The organism is Haloferax sp. S2CR25 (assembly GCF_031624535.1).
Classification (GTDB): domain Archaea; phylum Halobacteriota; class Halobacteria; order Halobacteriales; family Haloferacaceae; genus Haloferax; species Haloferax massiliensis.
In genome coordinates this window covers 167,157-192,010 of record NZ_JAMQOO010000005.1, presented here as the reverse complement: position 1 = coordinate 192,010, position 24,854 = coordinate 167,157, and the positions used below count along the sequence as shown (strand labels likewise).

Sequence of the window (24,854 nt, the reverse complement as noted above, 5' to 3'; positions counted from 1 at the left end):
TCGGGAAAACCGAGCCAGCCGATTCTCATGTGGCAAGAACTGCGGACGCGTTGATGGTGTCACGCCACTAAGTGGCACGGATACGCGAATCGGGCGACGAGAGAGCGAAAATCGGGGAATGGAGAGCGACGAGCCCCGCGAGCCTCACTCGTCCGGGCGAATCCGGGCGAGTCGCATCGCGTTGCCCGTCACGCCCATGGTCATCCCGGCGTCGCCCGCGAGCACCGCGAGCGCGACCGAGACGTAACCGAAGGGGACGCCGACCGCGAGGACGGCCTTGATGGCGAGCGACGCCCAGATGTTCTGCCGGATGACGTTGTTCGCCCGGTGGGAGAGTTCGTAGAGGTACGGGAGCTTCGAGAGGTCGTCGGCCATGAGGGCGATGTCGGCCGTTTCGAGGGCGGTGTCGGTGCCGGCCGCGCCCATGGCGACGCCGACGGTGGCCGTGGCGAGCGCGGGGGCGTCGTTGATGCCGTCGCCGACCATGGCGACCGAGCCGTACTCGTCGAGCAGGCCCTCGACGGCCGCGACCTTGTCCTCCGGGAGGAGGCCCGCGCGGAAGTCGTCGACGCCGACCTGCTCGGCGATGGCGCGGGCGGTCCCCTCGTTGTCGCCGGTGAGCATGACGACCGAGAGGCCGGCCTCGCGGAGCTTCGCGACCGTCTCGCGGGCGTCGGGGCGAACCTCGTCGGCGACGGCGACGAGGCCTTCGAGGTCGTCTTCGGTCCCGACGACGACGACCGTCTTGCCCTCCGACTGGAGGCGCGGAATCGTGTCCTCGACGAGGTTGAGACAGCCGTGGCGGTCACAGAGCTGTCGGACGTCCTCGGAAAGCTCCTCGCCGGGGCCGGTGACGTGGACGTGTTCGAGGTCGAAGCCGAGCTCCTCGAAGAAGCCGGGCTTGCCGGCGAAGTGCGGGACCCCGTCGAGGTCGGCGCGGACGCCCTTGCCGGTGACGCTCTCGAAGTCGTCGACCTCGCGGCCGGCGACGCCCGTCCCCTCGGCGTGGGAGACGATGGCCTCGCCGATGGGGTGTTCGCTCCGGGATTCGAGGCCGCGGGCGCACCGGAGCACGTCCTCTTCGGAGTTGCCGTTGAGCGGGACCACGTCGGTGACGGTGAGTTCGCCCTTGGTCAGCGTGCCCGTCTTGTCCACGGCGACGGCCTCGACCGACCCCATCGCTTCGAGGTGCGTGCCGCCCTTGATGAGCACGCCGTTCTTCGCGGCCGACGTGATGCCCGAGACGACCGAGACGGGCGTCGAGATGACGAAGGCGCAGGGGCAGGCGAGCACGAGCATCGTGATGCCGTAGACGAACCACGTCACCCAGTCGAGGCCGAACGCGATGGGCGGTATCGCCGCGACCGCGACCGCGACGACGACCATGACGGGCGTGTAGTACGACGAGAAGCGCTCGACGAACTGCTCGCGTTCGGTCTTGTTGGACTGGGCGTCCTCGACCATCGAGACGATGCGCGAGAGGGTGTCGTCGCCCGCGGCGGACTCGACGCGGACTTCGAGGTAGCCCGCCTCGTTGACGGTGCCCGCGAACACCTCGTCGCCCTCGGCCTTGTCGACCGGGACGGACTCGCCGGTGATGGGGGCCTGATTGACCGCGCTGTCGCCCGCGACGACCGTGCCGTCGACGGGAATCTTCTCGCCGGGCTTGACGGCGACCACGTCGTCGAGTTCGAGTTCCTCGACGGGAACGACCGTCTCCACGCCGTCGCGGAGGACCGTCGCCTCGTCGGGAGAGAGGTCCATCAGCTCGCGGAGGGAGTCGCGCGTGCGGTCCATCGAGTAGCGTTCGAGGAGTTCGGAGACGCTGAAGAGGAACGCGAGCGTCGCCGCCTCGAAGTAGAGGCTCGTCGGCCCGGAGATGAGGCTCGCGGCCACGGCGCTGAGAATCGCCGTCGACATCAGGAAGTCGATGTCGAGACTGCGGTTCTTCGCCGAGTAGTAGCCGTTGCGGAGGATGGCCTGCCCGCCGACCGCGGCCCCGAGGAGGTAGAGCACCTCCGCGACCGTGAACGAGACGCCGAGGACGCTCGCGACGACGAGTTCCAGCCCGAGCAGGTACTCGGCGGCGATGCCCGCCGCGAGGAAGCCGCCGCTCACCCACGTTTTGACCGCGCGCGTACTGCGCCAGACGCTCTCGCGGTCCGCGTCGGAACCGCCGTGAGAGTGGCCGTGACCGTTGTCGCCGTCGTCGCCGTCGGTCCCGGTGACCTCGTACCCGGCGGATTCGACGGCCGAGACGACCGAATCGAGGTCCGCGTCGGCCGCGAGCGTGACGACCGCGGTTCCGGCCGTCGGGCGCGTCTCGTAGGAGAGCACGCCCGGCGCGTCCCGGAGCGCGTTCTCGACCTTCCCGGCGCAGGAGGCGCAGTCCATGTCCGGGACGGAAAGCGACACCTCGCGCGTCGAGGGGCCGCCTTCGACGGCGTAGCCCGCGCCCTCGATGTTTCTCCGGATGTCGTCCGGCGTGGTCCGGTCGGGGTCGTAGTCGACGACGAGCCTTCCGGTCGTCACCCGCGGGTCGATGTCGCCGACGCCGTCGAGTTTCCGGACGCTCGTTTCGACCTTGCTCGCACAGGAGGCGCAGTCCATATCGGGGACGCCGAACTCCGCGCGGGCCGAACCGGTGGACTCACCGGTGGGGTCGCCGGTCCCCGTCTCGCCGGTCGCTCCCGACGCAGACGCGGACTCGACCTCACAGGCGTCGCCGCACCCGCATTCGTCGCCCTCCTGCGGGTCCGTGGACGCGTCCGCCTCGTCACCGGTACCGGGGTCGGGGTCGCGTCCGTCGTGTTCGCTCATACTCGGCAGTAGCCGGTGACGGATTAATAATCCACCTGTTAGAAACGGGGGGTTTGATATTGTAAATTCACAAATTGACTCCGCTTAGTTGTTAATCAGAGGAACGGCGGGGACGCGGTCGGCAGCGAGATGAGCCACAGGCTGAGAATCGTGTAGAGAATCATCACCGCGACGAAGGGGAACTGACTCCGGACGGCCTGCAGTCTGCTGGGGAAGGTCCGGTAGGCCTGCGAGTGCGCCACCCACACCGCGAGCAGGTGGCCGAGGAGGACGAACCCGACGTTCAGACCGCCGAACCACGCGGGGAGCGTGAGCACGACCGGGTTCGCCGGCGACGACAGCGGCGACGACAGCGCGTGGACGAGCATCGGCGACAGCGAGACGAAGAAGCCGAAGTAGTGCGCGAGGTGGTAGCCGGCGGCGATGACGAGAAGCGGGGGTGCGAATTTGACCGCGAGGTCGAGCGGCGTCTCGAAGGTGTCGATGCGGCTGGCGGTCACCCGCGCCGCGAGGACGTAGAGGCCGAGGAAGACCCCGAAGCCGCCGAGGTAGAGCAGTCCGTAGACGAGAAGCGGCGGGAGGCCGACGCCCACCAGCGACCGGACGGCCGCCGCGCCCTGCTCGGTCGTGACGAAGCCGCTGAAGGTGAGTTCCCAGACGAGGACGACCGCGACGGCCACGTCGCCGAGGTCCGTCAGGTCGTCGTCGGTGACGAGTCGCATCCCCGGCAGGCGGAACGAGAGGCCGTCGCCGTCGAGGCGAACCGGCGCGACCCGGCCGTAGAAGTGCAGGAAGACAGAGACGGGGTCTACCTTGTCGAACCACGCGTCCGCGCCGACGACGACCGCGCCGACGAGGGTGACGACCGAGTAGACCACGAGCGCGGTCGCGAGGACCGACGGCCGGGTCGTGACGGCGGTCGCGGTCTCGACCCAGACGAGCGCGAGAATCCCCGCTACCGCCGGCCAGCGGCCGAATCGCTCGGGGTAGGCGACGAAGCCGTTCGGGACCGCCGAGACGACGGTCCGCCACGGGTTCAGCGCGCGCCACGTGTCGGCGACGAGGTACGAGAGCATCGTGTAGCCGGCTCGGAGTCCGGCGAAAACGACGATAACGGCGAAGCTGACGGTCGGAATCTGCGGCCCGGTGTAGCCGAGGTAGACCGCGAGCGCGAGGAGCGCGAGGCCGAGGACGCCGCCCACCGCCCGGAGCGCGCGCAGGAGTCCGTCGGAGACGCCCGCTTCGGGGCCGGTCCGCCACAGGTGGACGCGCTCGATGAACCGCCGGTCGGTGACGAAACTGGCGAGGAGCGCGGACGCCCCGACGGTCGCGCCGCCGGTGGCGAGATAGAGCCACCGCGGGACCGCGAGGTTGTCCTGCGACGCGCCCGCGAGACCGACCGCGGCGTTGCTCGCGGCCGCCGGGTCCGCGAGGAGCGACAGCAGACTCGCCACGAGGAGACCGAGGCCGAATCGCCTGAGGGAGATGGGTCGGAGTCGGGTCATGATGCGAAGACGATAAACAGCATGAGGAAGCCGAAGTACAGCAGCACGATGACGCCGAGCGCCCGGATGCGGAACGACTTGAGTTCCGCGTCCTCCTCGTAGTACGCCTCGCGGTACGCCTCGACCTCCTCGGCGTCGAGGGCGTCGGGGTGTCTCGCGCCCCGGTGGAGGACCAGCAGTCGCTCGGTCGGATACGCCTCGCCGCACGCTGTGCAGGTGTGGCGGTCGCGCGTCGCGTCTGTGTCCGTGGTCATCCGAGAGTCACTCGAAGTTCGGTGGGGTTGGCTTCTGAACGTTTCCATCGCGGGCGTCCGCACGGGATGAGGGTCGAGAACATCGAAGCGACGCCTCAACCATCGAACTCCATCGGTTCGAACGTCATGAACGCCGTCTCGTAGCCGTCGTGGCGCGCGACCTGCGGGGGCACGTCCACCGAGAGCGTCAGCGCGTCGCCGGGTTCGACGCCCTCGACGCCCGCGCCGTAGTGGTAGCTGAGGTCGGGGTCGAGCGTCCGGGCGAGTCGCGCGCCGTCGAGGACCGCGGTGCCGCCGCGGTCGAGCGTGGCTCTGAGACCCATCATCGGCAGGACGAACTCGTTGTGCGGCGTCCGCGCCGAGACGTAGAGGTACGCGCCGTCGACGCCGAACCGGGAGCCGTCGTCGACGACGAAGGCGTCGAACAGGGCGTCGGCGCTTGTCTGTCGCCCGAGGTGACGACCGGGCAGGTCGTCGACGGCGGGGGCTTTGCCGGTCGGGACGCCCATCATCTCCATCGCCGGAATCGCGCCGCGCGAGCCGGCCTCGTCGCCGAGGCGTCGCAGCTCCACGTCGTAGAGGTCGTCGGTCTCGAACGCGAACTCGAAGGTCGCCGTCTCGGCCGACTCGAACCGCCCGGCGAACGAGCCGGTTCGGGAGAGCGAGGTGCCGCCGATTCGGACGCGGGCCTCGTAGTCGCCTTCGCCGTCGAGGACGTAGTTCGCCCCGTAGTGCATCCCCATCTGCTGGGAGAGCATCGGGTAGGCGACCTCCTCGCTCACGAGGTCGCCGTCGCGGAGAATCTCGATGGAGACGCCGGCGTCCAGCGGGAGGACGGTCCCCGTCTCGGCGTCCCACAGCGACGCCATGAGGTGAATCGAGTCGTCGGCCTCGACGACGGTCTTCTGGAGCTCCGAACTGGCGGCGGTCCAGAATCGATGCGGGTACGAGTAGGTGAGCGCGACGCCGTACGGTCCGGCGGTCGTCTTGCCGTACATCATCATTCCCTCGGTGATGGCGGGCAGATAGACCGCCGCCGGCCGGTCTTCGACCAGCGGCGGGTCGCGCCACGCCGACTGTCGTTCGAACCCGCCGAGACACCCCGCGGTAGCCGCGAGAGTGCCGATTCCGAGCGTCTTGATGGCGTCTCGTCGTTTCATGGTATCTCGAACCTCGGCGGCCCGTGGGTGTGCCGCCGCGCGTCTCCCGCGAGACGGTGATTGGCTCCCCTAGCGGCCCGGTGCCAATGTCGGTTGCGCTTCCGAATCGGCTTTCGATGGGTGGTGTCACCGTTATCGACCGCGGTTCGCCGCATCACGTTTATATCTCCGGTCGCGCTCCGTTCGAACGATGAACGACTCGCCGCTCGACGGTCTCGACGCCCGCGCCATCGCGCTGGCGTACCTCGGTTTCGGGGTCGCAGGCATCCTCGGCGGCGAGTTACTCCTGTCGGTCGCGTTGGGCGCGCCGCGCGCATCCGAAGCTGAACTGGTGAAAGGACTGGCGTTCGTCGCCGTCTCCACGGCGTTCGTCTGGTTTCTCGTCTCCCGAAAGGACCGACGAATCGAGCGCCAACAGGCGTCGGTTCGGTCGTCGCTGGAACAGCTTCGAACGGTGGTTGCCGCGTCACCAGTCCCGATTATCGCGGTTACGCCCGACGGACGCGTGACGAGATGGAACGACGCCGCCTCGGAAGCGTTCGGCTGGGAACGCGACGACGTGCTCGGCGAACCGCTCCCCTACAGCGCGGGCGAGAACAGCGAGAGCAGCGAGGAGATTATCCGGCGGACCATCGCCGAAGACGGCCTCTCGGACGTTTCGGTCGAGCGACGGCGCTCGAACGGCGACCTCCGGGAATTTCGCCTCTCGACGGCGGTCATCCGCGACGCCGACGGCGAGGCCACCGAAATCGTCGGCGTCTTCGTCGACGTGACAGCACAGCGGCGTCGGGAGCGCCGACTCCGCGAGTTCGAACTGACCGTCGAGCAGGCGGGTCACGCGATTTACCTCACCACGCCCGACGGGGAGATTACGTACGTGAACCCGGCGTTCGAGGAGATAACCGGCTACGACGCCGCGGAGGCGGTCGGCGAGCCGGTGTCGCGGCTCAGTTCGGGCGAGATGCCGGAGGCGTACTACGAGCGACTGTGGCGGACGATTCAGGCCGGCGAGACGTGGCAAGAGCGAATCATCAACCGGCGGAAGAACGGCGAACTCTACACCGCGATACAGACCATCGCGCCCCTCACGCACGACGGCGACATCGACGGCTACGTCGCCATCCAGTCGGACATCACCGAATCGGAGCTAACCAGACAGCGGCTCGTCGTCCTCAACCGGATGTTCCGGCACAACCTCCGAAACCGGATGAACGTCATCGAGGGCTACGCGGAACTGATTCACCGAGACGCGACCGTGGCCGCCGACGAGGGACTCACCGACGCCGCGGAGGCCATCATCGAAGCGGCGGACGAACTCGTCGCGCTCTCCGAGAAGGCCCAGACGGTCTCGGACGCACTCGAATCCGAGGGGACGCCGCGGCGCGTCTCGACGCTCGTCGAGGACGCCGTGTCGAGGGCCGAAGCGACGTATCCGGAAGCGACGATGCGGACGGACATCGAGACGGGACTCAACGCGCGGGTCGATAGCCGCGTCGGCGCGGCGCTCGACGAGCTAATCGCGAACGCGCTCAAACACGGCGGCGAGACGGTCGACATCGACGTGTGCCGAACCGAAGACGACGACTCGAAACTCGTCGTGCGAGTCGCCGACGACGGACCGGGCATCCCCGACGAGGAGTGGCGAGTCATCAAGCGCGGCGAGGAGACGCCGCTCGAACACGGGACCGGGATGGGCCTGTGGCTGGTCCACTGGGTCGTCAAGAAATCAGGGGGAAGCATGGAGTTAGAAGCGTCTCCGTCAGGGGGAACCGCCGTGACGCTGAAGCTCCCGGTCGGAGCGGAGCGGCCGCGGACGTGGTTCCCGAACGGGGAGTGACCGCAGTCAGTATTGCTGAATGAGAACAATCCTAACGTCGATCTCCGGGTGACGACGCCGGCGAGCGGAGCGGCCGGGTCAGGCGTCGAGGAGTTCGACGAGGTTCCCCTCGGGGTCGCGGACGAACGCGATTCGCGTGCCGCTTTCGGTCGTCTGCGGTTCGCTGAGCGTCTCGGCGTCGGCCGGGAGGTCGGCGACCGCGGCGTCGACATCGTCCACCGAGAGTCCGAGGTGGGTCGCGCCGGGGCGGTTGAGCGTCGGTTCGTCGGTGTCGGCTCCGACCGGGTCGTACTCGACGAGTTCGACGCGCACGTCGCCGCCGTCGAGGTGGGCGAACCGCGCCGACGCGCCGTCGACGGAGACGGCGGTTGCGAACTCCTCGCCGCCGACTTCGAAGCGGGAGACGACCGGCAGGTCGAGCACGTCGCGGTAGAACGCGAGCGTGGAATCGAGGTCGGAAACGGTGAGGCCGACGTGGTGGGCGTTGGTGTTCACGGTTCGTCTGCGCGCACAGAGCCTCAAAGGCGCTTCGCTCGGACCGCGGGGCGACGTGCGCGAGGCGCGCGTTCGGAACCGCGCCGCCGCCGGAGTGCCGCCGCCGGAGACCGTATCGCATATACCCGCTCGGCCGCCCACGTAGGATACGATGGAACCGAGAGGTGCGCGACGCGAGGTGGTGCGACCGTGAGCGAACCGTTCGTCGAATCGCTCCCCGGACGGGCCGTCCCCAAATCGTTCGTCGCCGAACTCGAAACGAAAGAGGCGATTCAGCAGGCCGTCGCCGTCCGCGGCTACAACATCGAACGCGACGGTGAGACGGTCCAGCACGCCTACCAACTGGTGGTGAACGTCCGCGGGAAGTACATCCTCGGACTCCACCTCTCGAACGGGACGTGGCGCGTCGTCTTCGACACGCGCGACCACCCGAAACTCGCACAGGAGGGCCCGAGGGCGGCCTACGAGGCCGTCCACGACGCACTCTACGAGCGCGCGCCCTCCGACGCGAAGATAGACTTCGAGTCGACGCCGCGGTTCTGGAACGCCCCGCAGTAGGCTCTTCACCGACGTTTTCGGTCGCCTCCCCGTTTTCTACTCCCGCGAGCGGCGCGCGCCGCGGCCGACGACCCACCCGACCCCACACCACCGTGTCCGCAGAAACACGGGGTGTGACGGTTCGAACCGCCGTGGCGTGCGGGCGGGAGAGTCAGATTCGGGCGTGCCGAACGCCAACGGGCCGGTTCGTCACCGGCTGCACCCCCGATGGTACGCAGATGGGATGGAACGGCTTAAATCCCGAATTCTGGCGTTAGGAGCGCCCTAACCCCTCGAATAGACCGGTAAGTCGCTGCGAAATTAAATATATCCGGAACATACGGAAGGCCAACAGGAGCCGGAACATGTGGCCGCTCGAAGTCCCGTGCAGGTGGGCACGAGGTGGGTGGGTCTGAGGCCGGTCCTGGGTAGAACAATGGATATCAAGAAATTCCTTAGCGAATCACGCGCAGTCTCGCCGGTCATCGGCGTCATCCTCATGGTCGCGATTACAGTCATCCTCGCGGCCGTCATCGGCACCTTCGTCCTCGGTCTCGGCGACCAAGTCGGCGACACCGCCCCGCAGGCGAGTTTCAGCTTCGACTACGACGGTGCACAGGAAATCACGATCACGCACGAAAGCGGTGACTCCATCGCCAGCGACCAACTGAGCGTCGTCATCCCGTCGGACTTATCGACCCCAACCGTTTCGAAGAATGATGGCTCCGACGACAACATGAACGCCGGAGAGACCATCGTCGTTGACCTTATAACCGGTGAAACCCTCGACGACGGCGACGAAGTGCGCCTCGTCTGGACCTCCGAATCCGGCTCCAACTCCGCGACCCTGCAGACGTACACGCACTGAACGGTCCGCGGCGACACGGCCAACCGAACCTCGATTTTTCGAACGTCACTCCGTGAGCGACAGCACCAGCCGATTCTGGTACGAATCACGCATGAGACGTGAAACACCTTCTCAGTACTAGTTTATAGCTTCGGAGAACGTCAGACTATCTGTTAGGTTGGAAAGCAGGCGTCGAGGACCGATTCGAATTTTTCTCAACGGTCGCCTCTCGTCCGGCACACCTAGGAGAAACACGAATATGCAAATCAAGAGAATCTTCACGGAATCACGCGCAGTCTCGCCGGTCATCGGTGTCATCCTCATGGTCGCGATTACAGTCATCCTCGCGGCCGTCATCGGAACCTTCGTCCTCGGTCTCGGCGACCAGGTCGGCGACACCGCCCCGCAGGCGAGTTTCACGTTCGACTACGACGGGACGGAACTAACCATCACGCACGAAAGCGGCGCACAGATTGACGGCGATTTAGTCACCATCGCTGGTGATGTCAACGTCACCGATACTGGCGACGCAAACAAGTGGTCGACGCTCGGCTCTGACACCATCAGCGCGGGTGAGTCCGTTGTCGTCAAGGACTCTGGTGAAGACGGCTTTGCCAACGGCGACACCGTCCGCGTCGTCTGGACCTCCGAATCCGGCTCCAACTCCGCGACCCTGCAGCGATGGACCTACAACGCCTAAGCGGGCTGGCTGAATCGGCACCGAGCCCCACCAACCCCCGTTCGGACTAACGATTTCTTTCGGAACTACTCCGCAGAGGTACCCGTATCTCGCCCCCGCCAATATTGTATTTCTAGCACAAACTTATTCGTCCGCGGTGCGTACGCTCGGACAGAGCTCCAATGTCCGCACCCGAGCCGACAGCCGTCGTCGCCTCCCTCCGCGAGCACCGCGAGGACGTCGTCGACCTCGCGGTGGCGCTCGTCGGCCACGACACGCAGAACCCGCCGGGAGACACGCGGGAACTCGCGTCGTGGCTGGAATCGTTCTTTTCGGAACTCGGCATCGACACCGAGCGCGTCGCCTCGGACCCCGAGAAACCGAATCTCGTGGCGACGCTCCCGGGTGCGACAGACCGGACGCTCGTCCTGCTGGGGCACCTCGATACGGTCCCGTTCGAGGCCGGCGAGTGGGCGCGCGACCCGCTCGGCGAGCGAGTCGGCGACCGGCTTTACGGGCGCGGCGCGACCGACATGAAGGGGGCAGTCGCCGCGATGCTCGCGGTGGCGAAGGCGCACGTCGAAACCGACACGGTGCCGGCGACGAACCTCGTGTTCGCGTTCGTGAGCGACGAGGAAGTCGCCGGGAGCGCGGGGATGCCGACGCTTCTCGACCGGCGCGGGCTCGACGCGGACGCCTGCGTCATCGGCGAGACGACCTGCGAGAGCGACCGCCACTCGGTGACCGTCGCCGACCGGGGGAGCATCTGGCTGGAACTCGAAGCGACGGGGACCGCCGCCCACGGCTCCCGGCCGATGCTCGGCGAGAACGCGATTCACCGACTCTACCGCGCCGTGAGCGACATCGAATCGACGCTCGCCGACGTCCGGTTCGACCTCGACCCCGCGGTGCGGGCGCTCGTCGACGAGTCCGTCGAGTACTACGCGCCGCGGTTCGGCGCGGACGCGGCGCGAGAGCTGTTCGAGCGGCCGTCGGCCAATCTGGGCGTCCTCTCGGGCGGCGACCGGGTGAACGTCGTTCCCGCCGCGGCGCGGGCGAACCTCGATATTCGCGTGACGGCGGGCGTCGAGACGGCGGCGGTGCTCGACGCCGTTCGGGACGTGGTCGCCGGTCACGACGGCGTCGAGATTTCGGACGCGGACTGGTCGGTCGGGACGTTCGAAGACCCCGATGGGCCGCTGGCGAACGCCGTGGTCTCGGTCGCCGAGAGCGTCACCGGCGGGCGCGTCTACCGCCGGAGCGCGACCGGCGGCGGCGACGCGAAACGGATGCGGAACGCCGGCGTTCCGACCGTCGAGTTCGGACTCGGGACCGAGACGGCCCACGCGGCCGACGAGTTCACCACGGTCGGGGCGCTCGTCGGTAACGCCGAGGTGTACGCCCGCCTCCCCGACGAGCTGTTGCGGCAATTCGATAGCGGTACCAGAACGTTTGATTCGACGGGCGCATCACCAGCAGACACGACTCCTTCGCGGCGCGACCGACGAGAAGATCACTCGCAATGACACCCGATGATTCACACGACGACACCCAATAACGCACTATGACACCCGACGAACTCCGAACGACGATTCCGGCCCTCGACGACGTCACGTATCTCAACACCGGCGCGCACGGCCCGAGCCCGCGCCCCATCGTGGAGCGCGCGACCGACTTCCTCGAATACCACGAGTACGAGTCGCCGGGCGACGACGGTCCCTATCCGACCGCGTTCGACGCCTACGAGGCCGTCCGCGAGGACGTGGCCGCGTTCATCGGTGCCGAGACCGAAGAGGTGGCGCTGACCCAGAGCACCACCGACGGCATCAACCGCATCGCCACCGCGCTCGACTGGGAACCGGGCGACGTGGTCGTCCGGACCGACCTCGAACACCCGGCCGGAATCCTCCCGTGGCGGCGACTCGAACAGGAGGGCGTCGAGGTCCGCGTCGTCGAGAGCGACGCGGGGCGGCTCGATATGGACCAGTACGCCGAGGCCGTCGCCGACGCCAAACTCGTCTGTTTCAGCGCCCTGACGTGGAACTACGGGACGCGGCTCCCCGTGCGCGAGCTCGCCGATATCGCCCGCGACGCCGGCGCGCTGTCGGTGGTCGACGCGGTCCAGTCGTTCGGCCAGTACCCCGTCGATGTGGAGGACTGGGGCGCGGACGTGGTCGCCGGTGCGGGTCACAAATGGCTACTCGGGCCGTGGGGCGCGGGCTTCCTCTACGTCCGACGCGAGGCCGCAGAAGACATCGAACCGCACGCCGTCGGCTACCGCGGCGTCACGGAGCCGAACGCCGACGGACTCGACTTCGCGGCGGGAGCCAAGCGCTTCGAGGTCGGAACGACCAATCCCGCGCCGCACGTCGCGCTCCGGGAGGCCATCGACGTCGCCGGGCGCGTCGGCCTCGACCGGACCGAACGACACATTCGAAATCTCGCGAGCCAGTTCATCGAAGCCGTCCCGGAGGGTCGGCTGTTGAGCCCGCACGACCCCGAATCGGGACTCGTCTCGTTCGAAGTCGCCGACCCGGAGGGGGCGGTCGAGCGTCTCAAGTCGGCCGGCGTGGTCGTCCGGACGCTCCCCGAGCCGAAAGCGGTCCGGGCGTCGTTCCACAACTTCAACGACGAGTCGGACGTGGCGGCGCTTCGCGACGGACTCGACGGGGAATGGTAGCTCCGTAGCTCGCGAGGGTCGTCGAGAACGTCCGTAGCTCGCGGGAGGTCGTTGACTCCCCCGCAGAATCTGCCTCGTCAGTGAACGTTCATATCCGGCGAGGGGGAACCGCAGGGCATGCATCCCACGGCACGCAAGTTCGCCGACAGAGTACGCGATTCTCACGGGTTCGAAGTGACCATCGAGGAGTTTCCGGAGGGAACCAAGACGGCCGACGACGCGGCCGCGGCCGTCGGCTGCGACGTCGGCCAAATCGTCAAGAGCATCGTCATGCGCGTCGGCGACGAGACGGTTGTCGTCCTCACGAGCGGTGCCAACCGCGTCGATGAGGGCTCGCTCGGCTCCGAGTTCGGCGTCGAACAGGGGGCCGTTCGCAGCGCCAACCCCAGCGAAGTGAAGGACGCGACCGGCTGGAGCATCGGCGGCGTGCCGCCGACCTGCCACGCGACGGACTGCCCCGTCCTCGCGGACCCGACGTTCGAGTCGTTCGACCGGATTTGGGCCGCCGCGGGGACGCCCGAGGCGGTGTTCCGACTCACGCCGGACGACCTGTGGACGCTCTCCGAACCGCGGTTCGTCGACGTGTTCGAGTGAGGCGTGTTCGAGTGAGGCGAACACCCGGCACGCTCCGCCGCTGACCGGACGAGAACAACACCACTATGTCCGCTGTTCTTCACCGTCGGAACGGGGTCCGAACTACCGAAGAGAAACCGTAAGACCCCGCAAAACCACTTCGAGACGACCCCAGCGCCGCGGCTGTTCGTCAGGCGAGATAAACTCTCCTTTCGGAGAAAATGATTACTGAATGTGGCCTTCGCGCCGGAGCTGGTCCGCGTCCTCGCCGGTGTAGCGCCATTCGATGTTGGCTTTCTCGTCCTGCCAGTCCCACGGTTCGACGAGCACGACGTCGCCCTCGTTGATCCACGTGCGGTACTTCATGCGGCCGGGGATGCGGCCCATACGGTTCTTTCCGTCTTCACAGCGGATTCGGACGTGATTGCCACCGTTGTGCTCTGTGACGACTGCGAACAGCTCGTTGTCGTTGGGCATTCGAAGGTTTCGACGCCCTTGATTTTCACTCACAGTCTTGCTCGGGGACGGAGACGGATAACTTATCGGATACTCGTGATACCAAATGTCATGGAATTGAAACAGGGTGACCGTAGCCTTGAACACCACGTTGTCCGCTGTTTTCGATAGATTGGCCGCCAGCAGAGGAGGATGGGTCGTAATAACAGTCCACACGGACTGTTCGAGGTCCGCTGGAGACCTCGTTCGTGGTCGGTCGCATTCGTAGTCGGCCATCATCGGGTCGTCACTGAGAGCGGGTGGGCGTGACGTGGGTCTCGATGATTCCCCTACAACACCACTGTGTCCGCAGTTATTCACCGTTTCAGCCCCCTAAAAAGACGCTTTTGTCGATTCGTGGGGGCTTCGTAGAGCCACGGAGAACAGCTTTCGTCGGGGTCGAGGACGAGCGAAGAAGTCGGTTCGACTCGACCGGACGAAACTAACCACGGTTGTGTGACGACCCGTGTCAACGAGTGGTCGAGAAGCGTTCGGTGAGTGTTGACACAGACACCATGTTGTCCGCTGTTCTCGACGGATGCGAACGTGAAGACGAGACGGTGTGAGGCGGGGAACACTCACACCACTTTGTCCGCTGTTCTCGGTGTGAAGCGGTACCCCCCGTCGTCGTGAGCCGGCTCTCTCCCGTCGGGTTCCAACCGGGCGAGTTATTTCACCCCCGTTCTAGGGCGAATGAAAGTAACCATCCTCAAACAGTCTCCATCTAACTAGTATAGTTGCCTGTATTACGGACTTAGTTTAAATTATAGTCTAATAAATCTTTCTCTATTTCAGAACAAATACTTTCGTCCACTTGTTCCATCGGTTACCCTCGTCTCCCAGAACAGCGGACAAAGTGGAGGGGGTGTGTTCCCGCCTAAGTATATAAACCGAGAGAACAGCGGACACTCCGGACACGGTGGTTTTATGAATGAAGTGGTTGAACCGTGGTAGTATGCCCCTATTCGAGCGGGACACCGAGATCTATCGGGACCGGGACGCCCTCCGCGAGGATTACCAACCCGAGGAACTCGTGGGGCGTGACGAGGAACTCCGCACCTTCCAGGCCGCGCTGCAGCCGGTTATCAACGGCGAACAGCCCAACAACATCTTCCTCTACGGCAAGACCGGCGTCGGCAAGACCGCCGCGTCGAGGTACCTACTCGGTCACCTCCGCGAAGACGCGAGTCACTACGACGACATCCACCTCACCGTCGTCTTCCTGAACTGCGACGGACTCACGAGTTCGTATCAGATTGCGACCCGTCTCGTCAACGAGTTCCGGTCGGAGTCGAACCAGATCAGCACGACGGGCTACCCGCTCGGCTCCGTCTACGAGATGCTCTGGCAGGAACTCGACGACTGCGGCGGGACGATAATCATCGTCCTCGACGAGATCGACCACGTCAACGACGACAGCATCCTCTACCAACTCCCGCGGGCGCGGGCCAACGGGAACCTCGACGCGGCGAAAGTCGGCCTCATCGGTATCTCGAACGACTTCTCGTTCCGCGACGACCTCTCGCCGAAGGTGAAAAGCTCCCTGTGCGAACAGGAGATTCACTTCCCCGCGTACAACGCGAAGAACCTCCGCGCCATCCTCGAACAGCGCGCCAAGGTTGCGTTCCGCGAGGGCGTCCTCTCCGACGAGGTGATTCCGCTCTGTGCCGCTTACGGCGCGAAAGACGCCGGGGACGCCCGCCAGTCCATCGACCTGTTGATGAAAGCCGGCGACTTGGCCCGCGACGACGACACCGACCGAATCGAGGAGGAACACGTCAAGCGCGGTCGGCGCGCCCTCGAACGCGGCCGCATCAAAGAGGGAATCAACGGCCTGACCGAACACGGCCACCTCGTCCTCTACTCGCTTTTGACGCTCGAACTTGAAGACGAGACGCCGATTCGCTCCCGCGACGTTCGCCCCCGCTACACTCGCTTTACCGAACTCGCCAACCGCGACCCCCTCGTCCCGCGACGGATGCGCGACCACCTCAGCGAACTCGCGATGCTCGGCATCGTCTCGGTCACCGAGCGAAACGAGGGACGACGCGGCGGGACGTACCGCGAGTACGCCCTCGATATGGACGTCGGGCTCATCGTCTCGGCCATGCGCGACACTATCGAACTCGTGGGCGTCCACGAGACGGTCGAACCCTTCCTCGACGGAGAGAAGACGAGCACGCTCGACGACTTCATCGAGCAGTAGCCCACTCCGACACGGATTACTGCGGACATCGTGGTGTACCCGGTCCACGACGCCTTTTCGTCACGTTTCGGGAGAACTGTCGCTTTCGTCGTTCCTCAAAATGCCCGTTCGGTGGGACGCACTCATCCCTTCGTTGTCAGTACCCGACCGCTCGGAACACCACGATGTCCGCAGTAAATCGGCGATTTTCGCCGCTTGTCTGAACAGCGGACATTGTGGTGTTCCAACCCGTCCACGGCGGACTATCGTCCCGGTAGCGGTCCTCTTCGTGGCTCGCTATCGGCACAACAGCGGACATACTGGTGTTCGGTGACGGGTCTTTCGACGTGAGGAATCGCCCCGTCATACCGTGTTTGCGACAACAGCGGACGCCACGGTGTTCGACCGATTGATCGCCCCGGCTCTGGAACTAATTGTCACCGGCTGTTTCGGCGATCGGGGGCCGAGCCCTCCGTCTCGAACACCACGTTGTCCGCTGTTCTTCGGGCGTTCGAGCGGTTTCCTCGGCCTCGATTTCGCTCTGCTCTCCGCGCGCGCCATCGTCAATCGGTCTCTCGCCGTCGGTGTCGGTCGCTGCGAATCACTCGTCGCGGGTTTCGAGGACGGCGTCGGCGATTTCCTCGGGGAACTCGGCGGCGACGCGGACGAGTGCGTCGTGGAACTCGCGGCCGGTCAGGTCGCGCACGTCGTGTTCTCGGCGGAGGAGCGACTCGACTTCGAACTCGGCGTCGTCCAGTCGGTCGAGCGTCTCGGTCCGGACGTAGATGCTCTTCGCGGTCGTCGCTTCGAACTCGAACGCCGGACCGCCCTCCGATTTTGTCGCTTGTTCCGCGTCGTCGTCGCGCTCCGCGCCGTCTGCTTCCGCGTTCGATTCGGTCGACTCACGAGATTCGTCGCCTTCGCTCCGCCCATCGCTGTCGACGCTTTCGCTGTCGGGTTCTCCCTCGCTGTCGGGGTCTCCACCCGCGTCGTCCGAGTCGGACTCGGTCTCCGGTTCGGACTCGGTTTCGGGCCCGGCTTCGACCGTCGGTTCGGAACGCTTTGACTCCGACTCGTCGGGAGCGGCTTCGTCCGGTGTTTCTTCGTCCTCGGGTTCTGACTCCGATTCCATCGCCTCGCCGAGGCCGGCGAATCGGTTCTCCTTAGGCATCGTCGGTTCCTCCGCGTTCGACGATTTCCGCAAGCTGGTCGAGTCGGTCGAGCATGTCGTTCGAGGGGTCGTACTCCCGGAGGGTCTTCCCGTCGCGCCAGGCGCGACTGAACGCGATTCGGTGTCTGATACCCGGTCCCTTGGAATCGGTGTCGTCGAACAGCTCCGAGCGGGCGAACGGCGGGATGAACTGTTCGAAGGGGGAGTCTTCGAGGTCGCGGATGATGCGTTTTTCCTCGTTGTTCCCGGTGAGGTCGTTCGGAACGATAGCGAGGATGTCGAGGTCGACTTCGCGCCGAATCGGGCCGATCTGCTGTTCGAACATCCGCTCGAAGCCGCTCACGCTCGGCTCGCTCATCAACAGCGGGACGACGACGTTCCCGGTTCCGATGAGCGCCGCATCGGACAGCGGGCCGAGGCTCGGCGGCGAGTCGATGACGATGTAGTCGTAGTCGTCGTCGAGAAGCGGGTCGACGATTCGGCGGCGGACCCAGAGCACGCCGAACGTCGAGTTCCGGACGCGGTCTTCGATGTCGTCGAGGTCGACGTGGGAGGGAAGCACGTCGAAGCTCTCGCGGTCGCGTATCACCTCGTGTACGTCGATTGGGTCGTCGTCGGTCAGCACGTCGCCGATGTTCGACTCCGACGATTCGTAGGCGTCTTTCAGTCCGACGCCCTCGGTCGCGTTCCCCTGCTGGTCGAGGTCGACGAGCAGCACGTCGTTGCCCCGCGCGGCGAGCGCGTCGGCGAGGTTGATCGCAATCGTCGTCTTTCCGACGCCGCCTTTCTGGAGCGAGACGCTCACGGCCCGCGACATCTATCGGGCCTCCGCCGCCGAGCAATTTCCACAATTTGTACACAGTATACGCTGTGTCTGCTGTCTGAGCGGTGCAAACTCTGCCTGAATTGCGAGCTGTGCGGACATTTGAGGGCTCGGACGGACCTTCCGCGTCATGCCACATAATTTTATCCACGACTTTTGAACCGTTGAAGATGTGTTTACATTTTGCACTCTCTGAAGTTTTCACACTTTCTAAAAATTGTAAAATTTGTAGACTATCCGCGGTCATTGATCGGCTCCTCGCCCGCGTTCCGGCCACCTCGGAGGGGTTCACCCGCGCGAAGCGCCCGATTCCCGAACAGCGCTCGCAGTTCGTACATTTCTCACACTGGGCGAATCTCTCGCAGCGCGAGCAGTCCACACTTTCTACAATTTTTGCAAATTCTACAAATTCTATGCTGTCCTCGACTTCTAAAACTCATGGACAGTCCGAAATCCGCTGACAGTGCAAACACCGCCGACAGTTTCGACTGTCCGGGGTGTTCGCGCCGTCTGAACCGCTCGGGCTGTTCGAACTCCCCTCGCGGTTTACGCCGTTCGCACACTCCGCGCCGCTTCGACGGTCTATACCGTCTCGACGGTTCACACCGTCCGCACGGCTCGCCCGGTTTCGACAGCTCGAACTCCGCTTCCGGACGCCGTCCGATTCCGACCGCCATCCGAAAAATATCGGTAATTCAGCGTTGCTGACCAGCAGATACTGCGGACATGGTGGTGTCGGGTCGGCAGTCCGCTCGGTTCAGTTGGCGAGTTTGTCGGCGAACTTCTCGCGGACCTTCTCGATTTTCGGGCTCGCGTGGAACTGGCAGTACGCGTCGTTGGGGTTCTTTTCGAAGTAGTCCTGGTGGTGCTTCTCGGCCTCGTAAAACGTCTCCAGCGGGACCAACTCCGTGACGACGTCGTCGTCGTACTCCTCGTCGAGCGCCTCGATGTAGGCCGACGCCTGCCGCTCCTGTTCGTCGTCGTGGAACAGGACGATAGAGCGGTACTGCGTCCCCACGTCCGGCCCCTGTCGGTTGAGTTGGGTCGGGTCGTGGACCGCGAAGAACACGTCGAGCAGTTCGTCGTAGCCGACGACTGCGGGGTCGTACTCGACCTGCACGACCTCGGCGTGGCCGGTGTTCCCCGAGCAGACCTGCTCGTAGGTCGGGTCCGCAGTCTCGCCGCCGGCGTAGCCCGACGTGACCTCGCTGATGCCGTCGAGTTCCTTGAACGCGGCTTCGACGCACCAGAAACAGCCGCCGCCGAACGTCGCAGTCTGTGTGCTTCCCATAGTCCCGGTTACGTCGCCGAGGAATTAAGCCCCGCGGCGGGGGCAGTGGGAACCGAGAGCTCCGTCCGCGACGAGGCTTCCGTCCGCCCCGACGACTGCGAACCCGAACTCATAGCGCTTCGAGAACGAGTTCCGACGAGCCCGTGGATTTCCCGACCAAACTGTACGCGAAGCCAACATTTATCCGCCCTGTCTGTCAGCAATTACCATGGAAGACGTATTCGTTGCGAGAGTGATGTCGACGGCCCTCCACACGGTCACCCCGGACACGCTCGTCGAAGACGCGGCGCAGTTGATTCTCGACAACAACATCAGTTCGGTCGTCGTCGTCGACGAGGAGAACCGACTGAAAGGCATCCTGACGACGACCGACTTCGTCGATATCGTCGCCAAGAGCCAGCCGAAGGCCCAGACAACCGTCGAGCGGTACATGACCACCGACGTGATTACCGCGGGCGCACAGGACTCCATCCTCGCCGTCGCGGAGTCGATGACCGAACACGGCTTTCACCACATGCCGGTCGTCGACGAGGAGGAAGGCGTCATCGGGATGATAGCCACGTCGGACCTCGCCGCGTACCTCTCGCAGACCGGAAAGCTAGCGCGGTCGTAACGCGGTCTCTTCTGCCCGACTCCGCGCTACTCCACCTGCTCGGAGAGGCTCTCGACGATGCTCGCCAGCCGCGGGTCCGTCGCGTGGCCGTGGTGGACCGCCAGCGGCGAGACGCTCACCTCGCCGTCGACCATCGCGCGGCGGTCGCTGCCGACGGGGTAGCGCTCGCGGTGTTCGTCGCCGAGCGGGAACGGGTTCTCGAAGCCGACGGCGTCCGGCCACGAGACGTCCTGCAGGCGGACGTAAACCTCGCCGTCGTCGAGGTCGTGCTCGCGGTCGCCGTCCGGGAGCGCGCCGGCGTCGGCGTGGTGGTCGACCTGCTGGTCGTAGTCCGCGAAGGGGCGGGTCACGCGCATCCGGGGGCTCGGAACGTCGGCGGGGGCGTTGACGTTCAGGAGGTCGACCTCGTCGAACACGTCGGTGCCGAAGACGCGCTCGGTCAGGGCGCGGGCGACCCGCGCGGGGCGGGAGAAGTCGTACTCCTCGGGCGGGTGGCAGAAGAAGTCCCGGGCGTGGTAGCTGGAGACGGCGATGGCGGGCGTCCCGAGGAACGCGGCCTCGACGCCCGCGCCGACGGTGCCCGACCGGCCGACGACGTAGTTGCCGGCGTTCGGGCCGTCGTTGATACCGGAGACGACGATATCGAAGTCGGCGTCGAGACCGCGGAGGCCGTAGGCGACGCAGTCCGCGGGGGTGCCTTCGAGGGCGTACCCCCACGGGTGGTCGCGGCGGACCGCGTGTTCGTTGCGGGCGCGGCCGACGCCGCTTTGGTTCTCGGCGGGCGCGACGACGGTCACGTCGCCGACGGCGGTGAGTTCCTCGCGCATGGCGGCGATGCCGGGCGCGTCGATGCCGTCGTCGTTGGTGAGGAGGATTCGAAGCGGAGACGAGGAGTCGGTCATCGAGTCGAGGGTTTCCGCCGGTCGCCGTAGCTATTCCGGATTCTGAGCCGACAGCGTCGCCGACCCCTGTCCCGCCGTCGAAAATGGGTCGTACTCCACGGCGTCGATGGTCGCCCGCCAGTACGGCAGGTCGCCCGTCGGGAGGGTCCACGCCACTTCGGCCGCCGCGGGGACGCGAATCCCGTTCACTTCGCGGTAGTCGCTGAAGCGTCCCGTCCACGGACGCCGCTCGTACTCGCCGCCGCCCGTCTCGCGCCACCGGTCCGCGGTGACGCGCGCTATCTCGTCGTTCTCGTCGAAGTGGAACACGACGCTCGCGGTCGACTCGCGGTGGGCGAGCGTCGCGCGTGCCGAGCGGTCGTCTCTCGGCTCCCACCTGACGCCGTGGCCGGGGAGAAACGCGGTCGGAAACCAGACCATCTCGGCGAGGTAGCGGGCGAGTTCGCCCTCGTCCAACTCGGGCGACGGCGGGGCGTCCGCGACGGTGAACGCGGAGAGTAGCCTCGCTTCGAGCGTCCCCGCGCCGCCGACGAAGGCGTCGACGACCCGAACCGACGGGAACGGCACGAACGGCACGAGGTCGATTCGGGCGTCCCAGACGAACCCCGGCGGGTCGACCGTGTAGTGTTGCGTCGCCGTCATCGACTTCCACGGCGAGTCCGCGTCGCCGAGTCTGAACTCGCCGGTCTGGCGGAGCCGAACCGACCGAACCCGAGGGGGTTCGTCGGGGAGCACGCGTTCGAGATACCGCTGAACCGGGTCGGGAAGGGAGGCGGTCGCTGGCGTGGCGGCCTCGGTTCCGGCGACGTCAGGAGTCGATTCGGCGCGCTCCCGTCGGAGCGCATCGAGCAGTCGGCCGGCCGTCTCGTCGGCCCGCGCTCGGACTGCGGCGAGGAGAACGCCGACGGCGAGCGCGCCGCCGACGGTCACGACCCCGAGTCGTCCGAGCCTTCGATTCCGTGCCATATCGGTCGTACGGGCGAGACGGATATGAGCCTCGTCGTCGCTCTCAGGGGTCGGCACCGACCGAACTCCTGTCAACGCGACGTTCAAAACTTCGAGACTCTCACGAACGAGAGAATATAATTCAAACGGAGACTTTATGTAATTAAGTTCGTACTAACGAACGAATGCGCATCGAACCGATGCGGCCGGCACGCCGGGCACCCGCCGACATCGCGGTTAACCTCCCGTTAATGCGCCTGTTTTCGGTAGATACGTCTCCGCTACTGTCAGTGCTCCGCTCGTCGCCGACCGTCACGTCCGCCACGACCGCCGCCACCGCCCCGAGCGATGCGAACCGTCGCCTCCGCCGGGCCGCCGTCGGCGCTCGCCGCCTATCGACCCCGAGAGACCGCCCCGACTCGACCGCCTATCGACCCGTCTCCCCAAGCGAGGTGGGCGTTGCGTGAGTTCCGTCGACGGGACCGACGACGTACCGTGGGACGACGTGGGCTTCGTTATCAGCTCTCACTACCGCGTCTCCGTGCTTGAGAGGCTCTCCGAGGGCCCCGCGACGCCGACGCAAATCGCCACCGACTCCGAGAGCGCGGTCGCCCACGTCTCGCGGGCGCTGCAGGAACTCAGAGACCGTTCGCTCGTGGAACTTCTCGTCCCGGAACAGCGCCGAAAAGGGCGGGTGTACGGCATCACCGACGACGCCGAGAACATCTGGACCGTCATTCAGACACAGCAGATGGCGTGAGCGCGGTCGTTCGGTGACCGCGTCCGCGTTCGCGTCCCGCCTACTTCGTGGCGATTCGCTCCGACCCCTTGTTCAGGAGCTGGTAGGTCCGCTTTGCGAGGTTCATCCCGACGCCGGTCGACTCGACGACGTAGTACGGGACGAGCTCGCCGCCGAACTTCGACTTGTAGTTGCAGAGCCGCTCCGTGTTCGCGCCGACGAGGTCGTACTTCGTGACCGACGCGAGCGCTTCGTCCTCGACGATATCTTCGATGATAGTCCAATGGAGCAGGCTGTTGATGCTGACCCCGTCGTACTGCCCGCGAGCGCCGCCGAGCCAGAAGTAGCCCACCTCGGCGGAGAAGGGGACTATCATGCCGCTGAGGTACTCGCCGTCGGGGTCGCGGGCGACGTACACTCGACACCGGTCGCCGAGATTCTCGACCATCGACTCGACGAACTCCCAGGGCATCCCGAACGGCTCGTCCTGCTCGTCGTACCGCGAGACCACGTCGTCGTAGACGACGCGGGCCCCGTCGAGTCCCTCGTCCGCGATGGTGACGTCGAGTTCGCGCGCCTGCCGAATCTCGCGGCGGAGGCTACTACTGAACTGGGCTTGAATCTCGTCGAGCGAGCGCCCGTCGAGGTCGAGCCGATAGGTGAAGGAGGGCTTGACCGCGAAACCGGTCCACTCGAACGGGCGGGGGTCGAGGTACGCCGGCGAACAGAGCAGGCGGACGAACGTCCGGTTCGAGCGGATGCCGAGTTCCTCGACCACGAGGTCGGCGAACTCGCGGTTCACCGACTCGTAGGCGCTCTGTTTCGGGCTGTTCGGCATCATCACCGGGCCGATGTAGGGAATCGCCATCGACGGCGGCGGGGAGACGACGACCCGTCCGAGGGGGTTCCGGCGGACGAACGTCGGGAACAGCGCGACCGGCTCTTGGCCCTTGAAGACGCCGAACAGGTGCATCTCGCCGTCGAAGTGCTCGTCGATGGCGGCGAGCACTGCGGGGGTGTGGAAGACTTCGGTGCCCGACGGGGGAAGCGCGGCTCCCCACTCGTCGAGGCTCAGGGTTTCGATACGGAGTTGTGACATGTGTCGTGGTCGTGCGGGTTGGTGGTCGTCGGTCGGTGCGGCGGTCGGGTCGTCATCGGTGGAACAGCCCCGAAACGAGTCGCGACGAGAGGCTCGTCCCGTTTCCCCGGGACAACATCTCGATGCCGGGACCGAGGCGGCTCTTGTACAGGTGTGCGATGGTTCTGACCGGGAGCGCCCCGTGTTCGATCTGGTAGAACGTGACGAGTTCGGGGTTGTACTTGCTCTTGTAACGGTTGAGTCGGTGGTTGTTCGCGCCGACGAGGTCGTAGCGGCGCATCCCGGCGTCCATGCCGTCGCGCATGATTCGCCAGTCCAGCAGGTCGTTGACGTCGATTCCGAAGTCCCGCTGGGGCCGGACGCCGCCGAGCCAGCGGTAGAGCGTGTCCCCGTACTGGAGGGCGAGAATCCCGCTCACGAACGTCCCGTCGTACCGGAAGACGTAGGGTCGGACCTGCCCCGCCGGCAGCGAGTCGTACAGGTCCGTGACGAACTGCGGCGGTACGTCGAACGACAGGTCCTGTTCCTCGTAGCGGTCTTTGACCAGCGTGAGGATCGAACAGATGTCGTCGCGGTCGCCCTCCTCGATGCCGGAGACGAGCTTTCGGCCGTCGCGGATGTTCCGGCGGGCGCTCCGGCTGAACGACATGAGGAGCTCGTCCTCGTCGCGGGTCAAATCGACGTTGTAGGTGTACTTCGGCGACACGTCGCAGCCGCCCCACAGGAACGTCCGCATGTCGGTGTAGTAGTCGCCGACGCGGACGTGCGTGTAGTTCGGGCCGATGTGTTCGTCTATCCACGCGGTACAGCCGTCGATGAACTGGTTGCGGCGGCGCTCGAACTTCCGGCTCTTGATGTTGCCGGCGTCGAGCATCACGGGTCCGAGATACGGGACGCCGATGTGCGGTGGCGGCGAGAACGCCGTCTTGACCAGCCCCTTTCGAATCTCGAAGACGGGGAACAGCCCGACCGGCTCTTCGGTCTTGAAGCCGACGAGCAGGTGGAGCGTCGAGTTCGAGTGCTTCGCTTGGAGCCGCAGCGCTTCGTACTGATGGAAGAAGCTGGCCTGACTCGACCGCTCGACGTACGTGTCCCACTCGTCGCGGTCGCCGTGGTCGAACTCGGCGATTTCGATGGTCATGGGCTGGAAGGCGTCAGGTGTTCGCACCGCGTCCGCGGCCCTCGACAACACGGGGCGGGACCG

23 protein-coding genes are annotated in these 24,854 nt (G+C 65.8%); 10 read left to right on the top strand and 13 right to left on the bottom strand.

Annotated elements, in window-relative coordinates; all coding sequences use genetic code 11:
• Positions 1 to 144 precede the first annotated feature (144 nt).
• The 4 genes from NDI65_RS13715 to NDI65_RS13700 all read right to left on the bottom strand — a co-directional run bounded on the left by NDI65_RS13715 (position 145) and on the right by NDI65_RS13700 (position 5,739).
• Entirely contained in the window at positions 145 to 2,820 is a 2,676-nt protein-coding gene (locus NDI65_RS13715) for a heavy metal translocating P-type ATPase (protein ID WP_089781186.1), read from the bottom strand.
• 95 nt (positions 2,821 to 2,915) lie between these two features.
• Positions 2,916 to 4,325, bottom strand: coding sequence for a hypothetical protein (locus NDI65_RS13710; protein WP_089781184.1), 1,410 nt, complete (start codon positions 4,323 to 4,325; stop codon positions 2,916 to 2,918).
• Positions 4,322 to 4,579, bottom strand: coding sequence for a hypothetical protein (locus NDI65_RS13705; protein WP_042662007.1), 258 nt, complete (start codon positions 4,577 to 4,579; stop codon positions 4,322 to 4,324). The genes NDI65_RS13710 and NDI65_RS13705 overlap by 4 nt, the downstream gene beginning before the upstream one ends.
• Before the next feature lie 95 nt (positions 4,580 to 4,674).
• Complete coding sequence (locus tag NDI65_RS13700) at positions 4,675 to 5,739, bottom strand: iron transporter (protein WP_089781182.1); 1,065 nt, start codon at positions 5,737 to 5,739, stop codon at positions 4,675 to 4,677.
• Positions 5,740 to 5,929: 190 nt separating this feature from the next.
• On the opposite strand from NDI65_RS13700, the gene NDI65_RS13695 reads away from it, so the two are divergent.
• The gene (locus NDI65_RS13695; protein WP_089781179.1) at positions 5,930 to 7,576 is read left to right on the top strand and encodes a PAS domain-containing sensor histidine kinase; all 1,647 of its coding nucleotides are present in this window, start codon (positions 5,930 to 5,932) and stop codon (positions 7,574 to 7,576) included.
• Between the two features lie 78 nt (positions 7,577 to 7,654).
• Here NDI65_RS13695 and NDI65_RS13690 read toward each other — a convergent pair whose 3' ends face one another.
• Positions 7,655 to 8,071, bottom strand: coding sequence for a VOC family protein (locus NDI65_RS13690; RefSeq protein WP_089781177.1), 417 nt, complete (start codon positions 8,069 to 8,071; stop codon positions 7,655 to 7,657).
• 189 nt (positions 8,072 to 8,260) lie between these two features.
• Here NDI65_RS13690 and NDI65_RS13685 point away from each other — a divergent pair, with 189 nt between their 5' ends.
• The 6 genes from NDI65_RS13685 (at position 8,261) to NDI65_RS13660 (ending at position 13,408) form a co-directional block, all read left to right on the top strand.
• Positions 8,261 to 8,629 (top strand): hypothetical protein, encoded by a 369-nt coding sequence (locus NDI65_RS13685; RefSeq protein WP_042662003.1) that lies wholly within the window; start codon positions 8,261 to 8,263, stop codon positions 8,627 to 8,629.
• Positions 8,630 to 9,044: 415 nt separating this feature from the next.
• Positions 9,045 to 9,476, top strand: coding sequence for a type IV pilin N-terminal domain-containing protein (locus NDI65_RS13680; protein ID WP_310893748.1), 432 nt, complete (start codon positions 9,045 to 9,047; stop codon positions 9,474 to 9,476).
• 238 nt (positions 9,477 to 9,714) lie between these two features.
• A complete protein-coding gene (locus tag NDI65_RS13675) occupies positions 9,715 to 10,155 on the top strand; it encodes a type IV pilin N-terminal domain-containing protein (protein ID WP_089781173.1) in 441 nt (146 codons plus the stop codon).
• Between the two features lie 161 nt (positions 10,156 to 10,316).
• Positions 10,317 to 11,660: a M20 family metallopeptidase gene (locus NDI65_RS13670; RefSeq protein WP_310893747.1), complete on the top strand. Its 1,344-nt coding sequence runs from the start codon at positions 10,317 to 10,319 to the stop codon at positions 11,658 to 11,660.
• A gap of 38 nt (positions 11,661 to 11,698) precedes the next feature.
• Entirely contained in the window at positions 11,699 to 12,814 is a 1,116-nt protein-coding gene (locus tag NDI65_RS13665) for an aminotransferase class V-fold PLP-dependent enzyme (protein ID WP_089781169.1), read from the top strand.
• Between the two features lie 117 nt (positions 12,815 to 12,931).
• Positions 12,932 to 13,408, top strand: coding sequence for a YbaK/EbsC family protein (locus NDI65_RS13660; RefSeq protein ID WP_310893746.1), 477 nt, complete (start codon positions 12,932 to 12,934; stop codon positions 13,406 to 13,408).
• Positions 13,409 to 13,612: 204 nt separating this feature from the next.
• Here the strand turns inward: NDI65_RS13660 and eif1A are convergent, their stop codons facing one another.
• Complete coding sequence (eif1A, locus tag NDI65_RS13655; protein WP_013035036.1) at positions 13,613 to 13,897, bottom strand: translation initiation factor eIF-1A; 285 nt, start codon at positions 13,895 to 13,897, stop codon at positions 13,613 to 13,615.
• A 940-nt stretch (positions 13,898 to 14,837) separates the two neighbouring features.
• On the opposite strand from eif1A, the gene NDI65_RS13650 reads away from it, so the two are divergent.
• Complete coding sequence (locus NDI65_RS13650) at positions 14,838 to 16,088, top strand: orc1/cdc6 family replication initiation protein (protein ID WP_042661998.1); 1,251 nt, start codon at positions 14,838 to 14,840, stop codon at positions 16,086 to 16,088.
• 580 nt (positions 16,089 to 16,668) lie between these two features.
• Here the strand turns inward: NDI65_RS13650 and NDI65_RS13645 are convergent.
• The 3 genes from NDI65_RS13645 to msrA all read right to left on the bottom strand — a co-directional run bounded on the left by NDI65_RS13645 (position 16,669) and on the right by msrA (position 19,352).
• Entirely contained in the window at positions 16,669 to 17,238 is a 570-nt protein-coding gene (locus tag NDI65_RS13645; protein WP_089781165.1) for a hypothetical protein, read from the bottom strand.
• Positions 17,231 to 18,055 carry a ParA family protein gene (locus NDI65_RS13640; protein ID WP_089781162.1) on the bottom strand — a complete coding sequence of 275 codons (825 nt, stop codon included), beginning with the start codon at positions 18,053 to 18,055 and terminating at the stop codon, positions 17,231 to 17,233. Before NDI65_RS13640 ends, NDI65_RS13645 begins: the two co-directional genes overlap by 8 nt.
• Positions 18,056 to 18,818: 763 nt before the next feature.
• On the bottom strand, positions 18,819 to 19,352 hold the full coding sequence (gene msrA, locus NDI65_RS13635) for a peptide-methionine (S)-S-oxide reductase MsrA (protein ID WP_089781160.1): 534 nt from the start codon (positions 19,350 to 19,352) through the stop codon (positions 18,819 to 18,821).
• 208 nt (positions 19,353 to 19,560) lie between these two features.
• Here msrA and NDI65_RS13630 point away from each other — a divergent pair, with 208 nt between their 5' ends.
• A complete protein-coding gene (locus NDI65_RS13630) occupies positions 19,561 to 19,965 on the top strand; it encodes a CBS domain-containing protein (RefSeq protein WP_042661993.1) in 405 nt (134 codons plus the stop codon).
• Positions 19,966 to 19,991: 26 nt separating this feature from the next.
• On the opposite strand, the gene surE is transcribed toward NDI65_RS13630, so the two are convergent.
• Together surE and NDI65_RS13620 are read right to left on the bottom strand one after the other, a co-directional pair.
• Complete coding sequence (gene surE, locus NDI65_RS13625; RefSeq protein WP_089781158.1) at positions 19,992 to 20,867, bottom strand: 5'/3'-nucleotidase SurE; 876 nt, start codon at positions 20,865 to 20,867, stop codon at positions 19,992 to 19,994.
• A gap of 30 nt (positions 20,868 to 20,897) precedes the next feature.
• Positions 20,898 to 21,833, bottom strand: a complete 936-nt coding sequence (locus NDI65_RS13620) for a DUF6544 family protein (protein ID WP_089781155.1) — start codon at positions 21,831 to 21,833, stop codon at positions 20,898 to 20,900.
• Between the two features lie 442 nt (positions 21,834 to 22,275).
• Here NDI65_RS13620 and NDI65_RS13615 point away from each other — a divergent pair, with 442 nt between their 5' ends.
• A complete protein-coding gene (locus NDI65_RS13615; protein WP_089781153.1) occupies positions 22,276 to 22,572 on the top strand; it encodes a winged helix-turn-helix domain-containing protein in 297 nt (98 codons plus the stop codon).
• Positions 22,573 to 22,612: 40 nt separating this feature from the next.
• On the opposite strand, the gene NDI65_RS13610 is transcribed toward NDI65_RS13615, so the two are convergent.
• Together NDI65_RS13610 and NDI65_RS13605 are read right to left on the bottom strand one after the other, a co-directional pair.
• Positions 22,613 to 23,650, bottom strand: coding sequence for a GNAT family N-acetyltransferase (locus tag NDI65_RS13610; protein ID WP_089781151.1), 1,038 nt, complete (start codon positions 23,648 to 23,650; stop codon positions 22,613 to 22,615).
• Between the two features lie 52 nt (positions 23,651 to 23,702).
• The gene (locus NDI65_RS13605; RefSeq protein ID WP_042661988.1) at positions 23,703 to 24,791 is read right to left on the bottom strand and encodes a GNAT family N-acetyltransferase; all 1,089 of its coding nucleotides are present in this window, start codon (positions 24,789 to 24,791) and stop codon (positions 23,703 to 23,705) included.
• Between the last annotated feature and the right edge of the window lie 63 nt (positions 24,792 to 24,854).

What these genes read in the sequence shown, in the direction of transcription:
- NDI65_RS13660 (WP_310893746.1), top strand. Translation starts at nt 12,932, where the DNA reads ATGCATCCCACGGCACGCAAGTTCGCCGACAGAGTACGCGATTCTCAC.
- NDI65_RS13605 (WP_042661988.1), bottom strand. Translation starts at nt 24,791, where the DNA reads ATGACCATCGAAATCGCCGAGTTCGACCACGGCGACCGCGACGAGTGG.
- surE (WP_089781158.1), bottom strand. Translation starts at nt 20,867, where the DNA reads ATGACCGACTCCTCGTCTCCGCTTCGAATCCTCCTCACCAACGACGAC.
- NDI65_RS13665 (WP_089781169.1), top strand. Translation starts at nt 11,699, where the DNA reads ATGACACCCGACGAACTCCGAACGACGATTCCGGCCCTCGACGACGTC.
- NDI65_RS13710 (WP_089781184.1), bottom strand. Translation starts at nt 4,325, where the DNA reads ATGACCCGACTCCGACCCATCTCCCTCAGGCGATTCGGCCTCGGTCTC.
- NDI65_RS13610 (WP_089781151.1), bottom strand. Translation starts at nt 23,650, where the DNA reads ATGTCACAACTCCGTATCGAAACCCTGAGCCTCGACGAGTGGGGAGCC.
- NDI65_RS13645 (WP_089781165.1), bottom strand. Translation starts at nt 17,238, where the DNA reads ATGCCTAAGGAGAACCGATTCGCCGGCCTCGGCGAGGCGATGGAATCG.
- NDI65_RS13670 (WP_310893747.1), top strand. Translation starts at nt 10,317, where the DNA reads ATGTCCGCACCCGAGCCGACAGCCGTCGTCGCCTCCCTCCGCGAGCAC.
- NDI65_RS13705 (WP_042662007.1), bottom strand. Translation starts at nt 4,579, where the DNA reads ATGACCACGGACACAGACGCGACGCGCGACCGCCACACCTGCACAGCG.
- NDI65_RS13695 (WP_089781179.1), top strand. Translation starts at nt 5,930, where the DNA reads ATGAACGACTCGCCGCTCGACGGTCTCGACGCCCGCGCCATCGCGCTG.
- NDI65_RS13700 (WP_089781182.1), bottom strand. Translation starts at nt 5,739, where the DNA reads ATGAAACGACGAGACGCCATCAAGACGCTCGGAATCGGCACTCTCGCG.
- NDI65_RS13630 (WP_042661993.1), top strand. Translation starts at nt 19,561, where the DNA reads ATGGAAGACGTATTCGTTGCGAGAGTGATGTCGACGGCCCTCCACACG.
- NDI65_RS13620 (WP_089781155.1), bottom strand. Translation starts at nt 21,833, where the DNA reads ATGGCACGGAATCGAAGGCTCGGACGACTCGGGGTCGTGACCGTCGGC.
- NDI65_RS13640 (WP_089781162.1), bottom strand. Translation starts at nt 18,055, where the DNA reads ATGTCGCGGGCCGTGAGCGTCTCGCTCCAGAAAGGCGGCGTCGGAAAG.
- msrA (WP_089781160.1), bottom strand. Translation starts at nt 19,352, where the DNA reads ATGGGAAGCACACAGACTGCGACGTTCGGCGGCGGCTGTTTCTGGTGC.
- NDI65_RS13675 (WP_089781173.1), top strand. Translation starts at nt 9,715, where the DNA reads ATGCAAATCAAGAGAATCTTCACGGAATCACGCGCAGTCTCGCCGGTC.
- NDI65_RS13715 (WP_089781186.1), bottom strand. Translation starts at nt 2,820, where the DNA reads ATGAGCGAACACGACGGACGCGACCCCGACCCCGGTACCGGTGACGAG.
- NDI65_RS13680 (WP_310893748.1), top strand. Translation starts at nt 9,045, where the DNA reads ATGGATATCAAGAAATTCCTTAGCGAATCACGCGCAGTCTCGCCGGTC.
- NDI65_RS13650 (WP_042661998.1), top strand. Translation starts at nt 14,838, where the DNA reads ATGCCCCTATTCGAGCGGGACACCGAGATCTATCGGGACCGGGACGCC.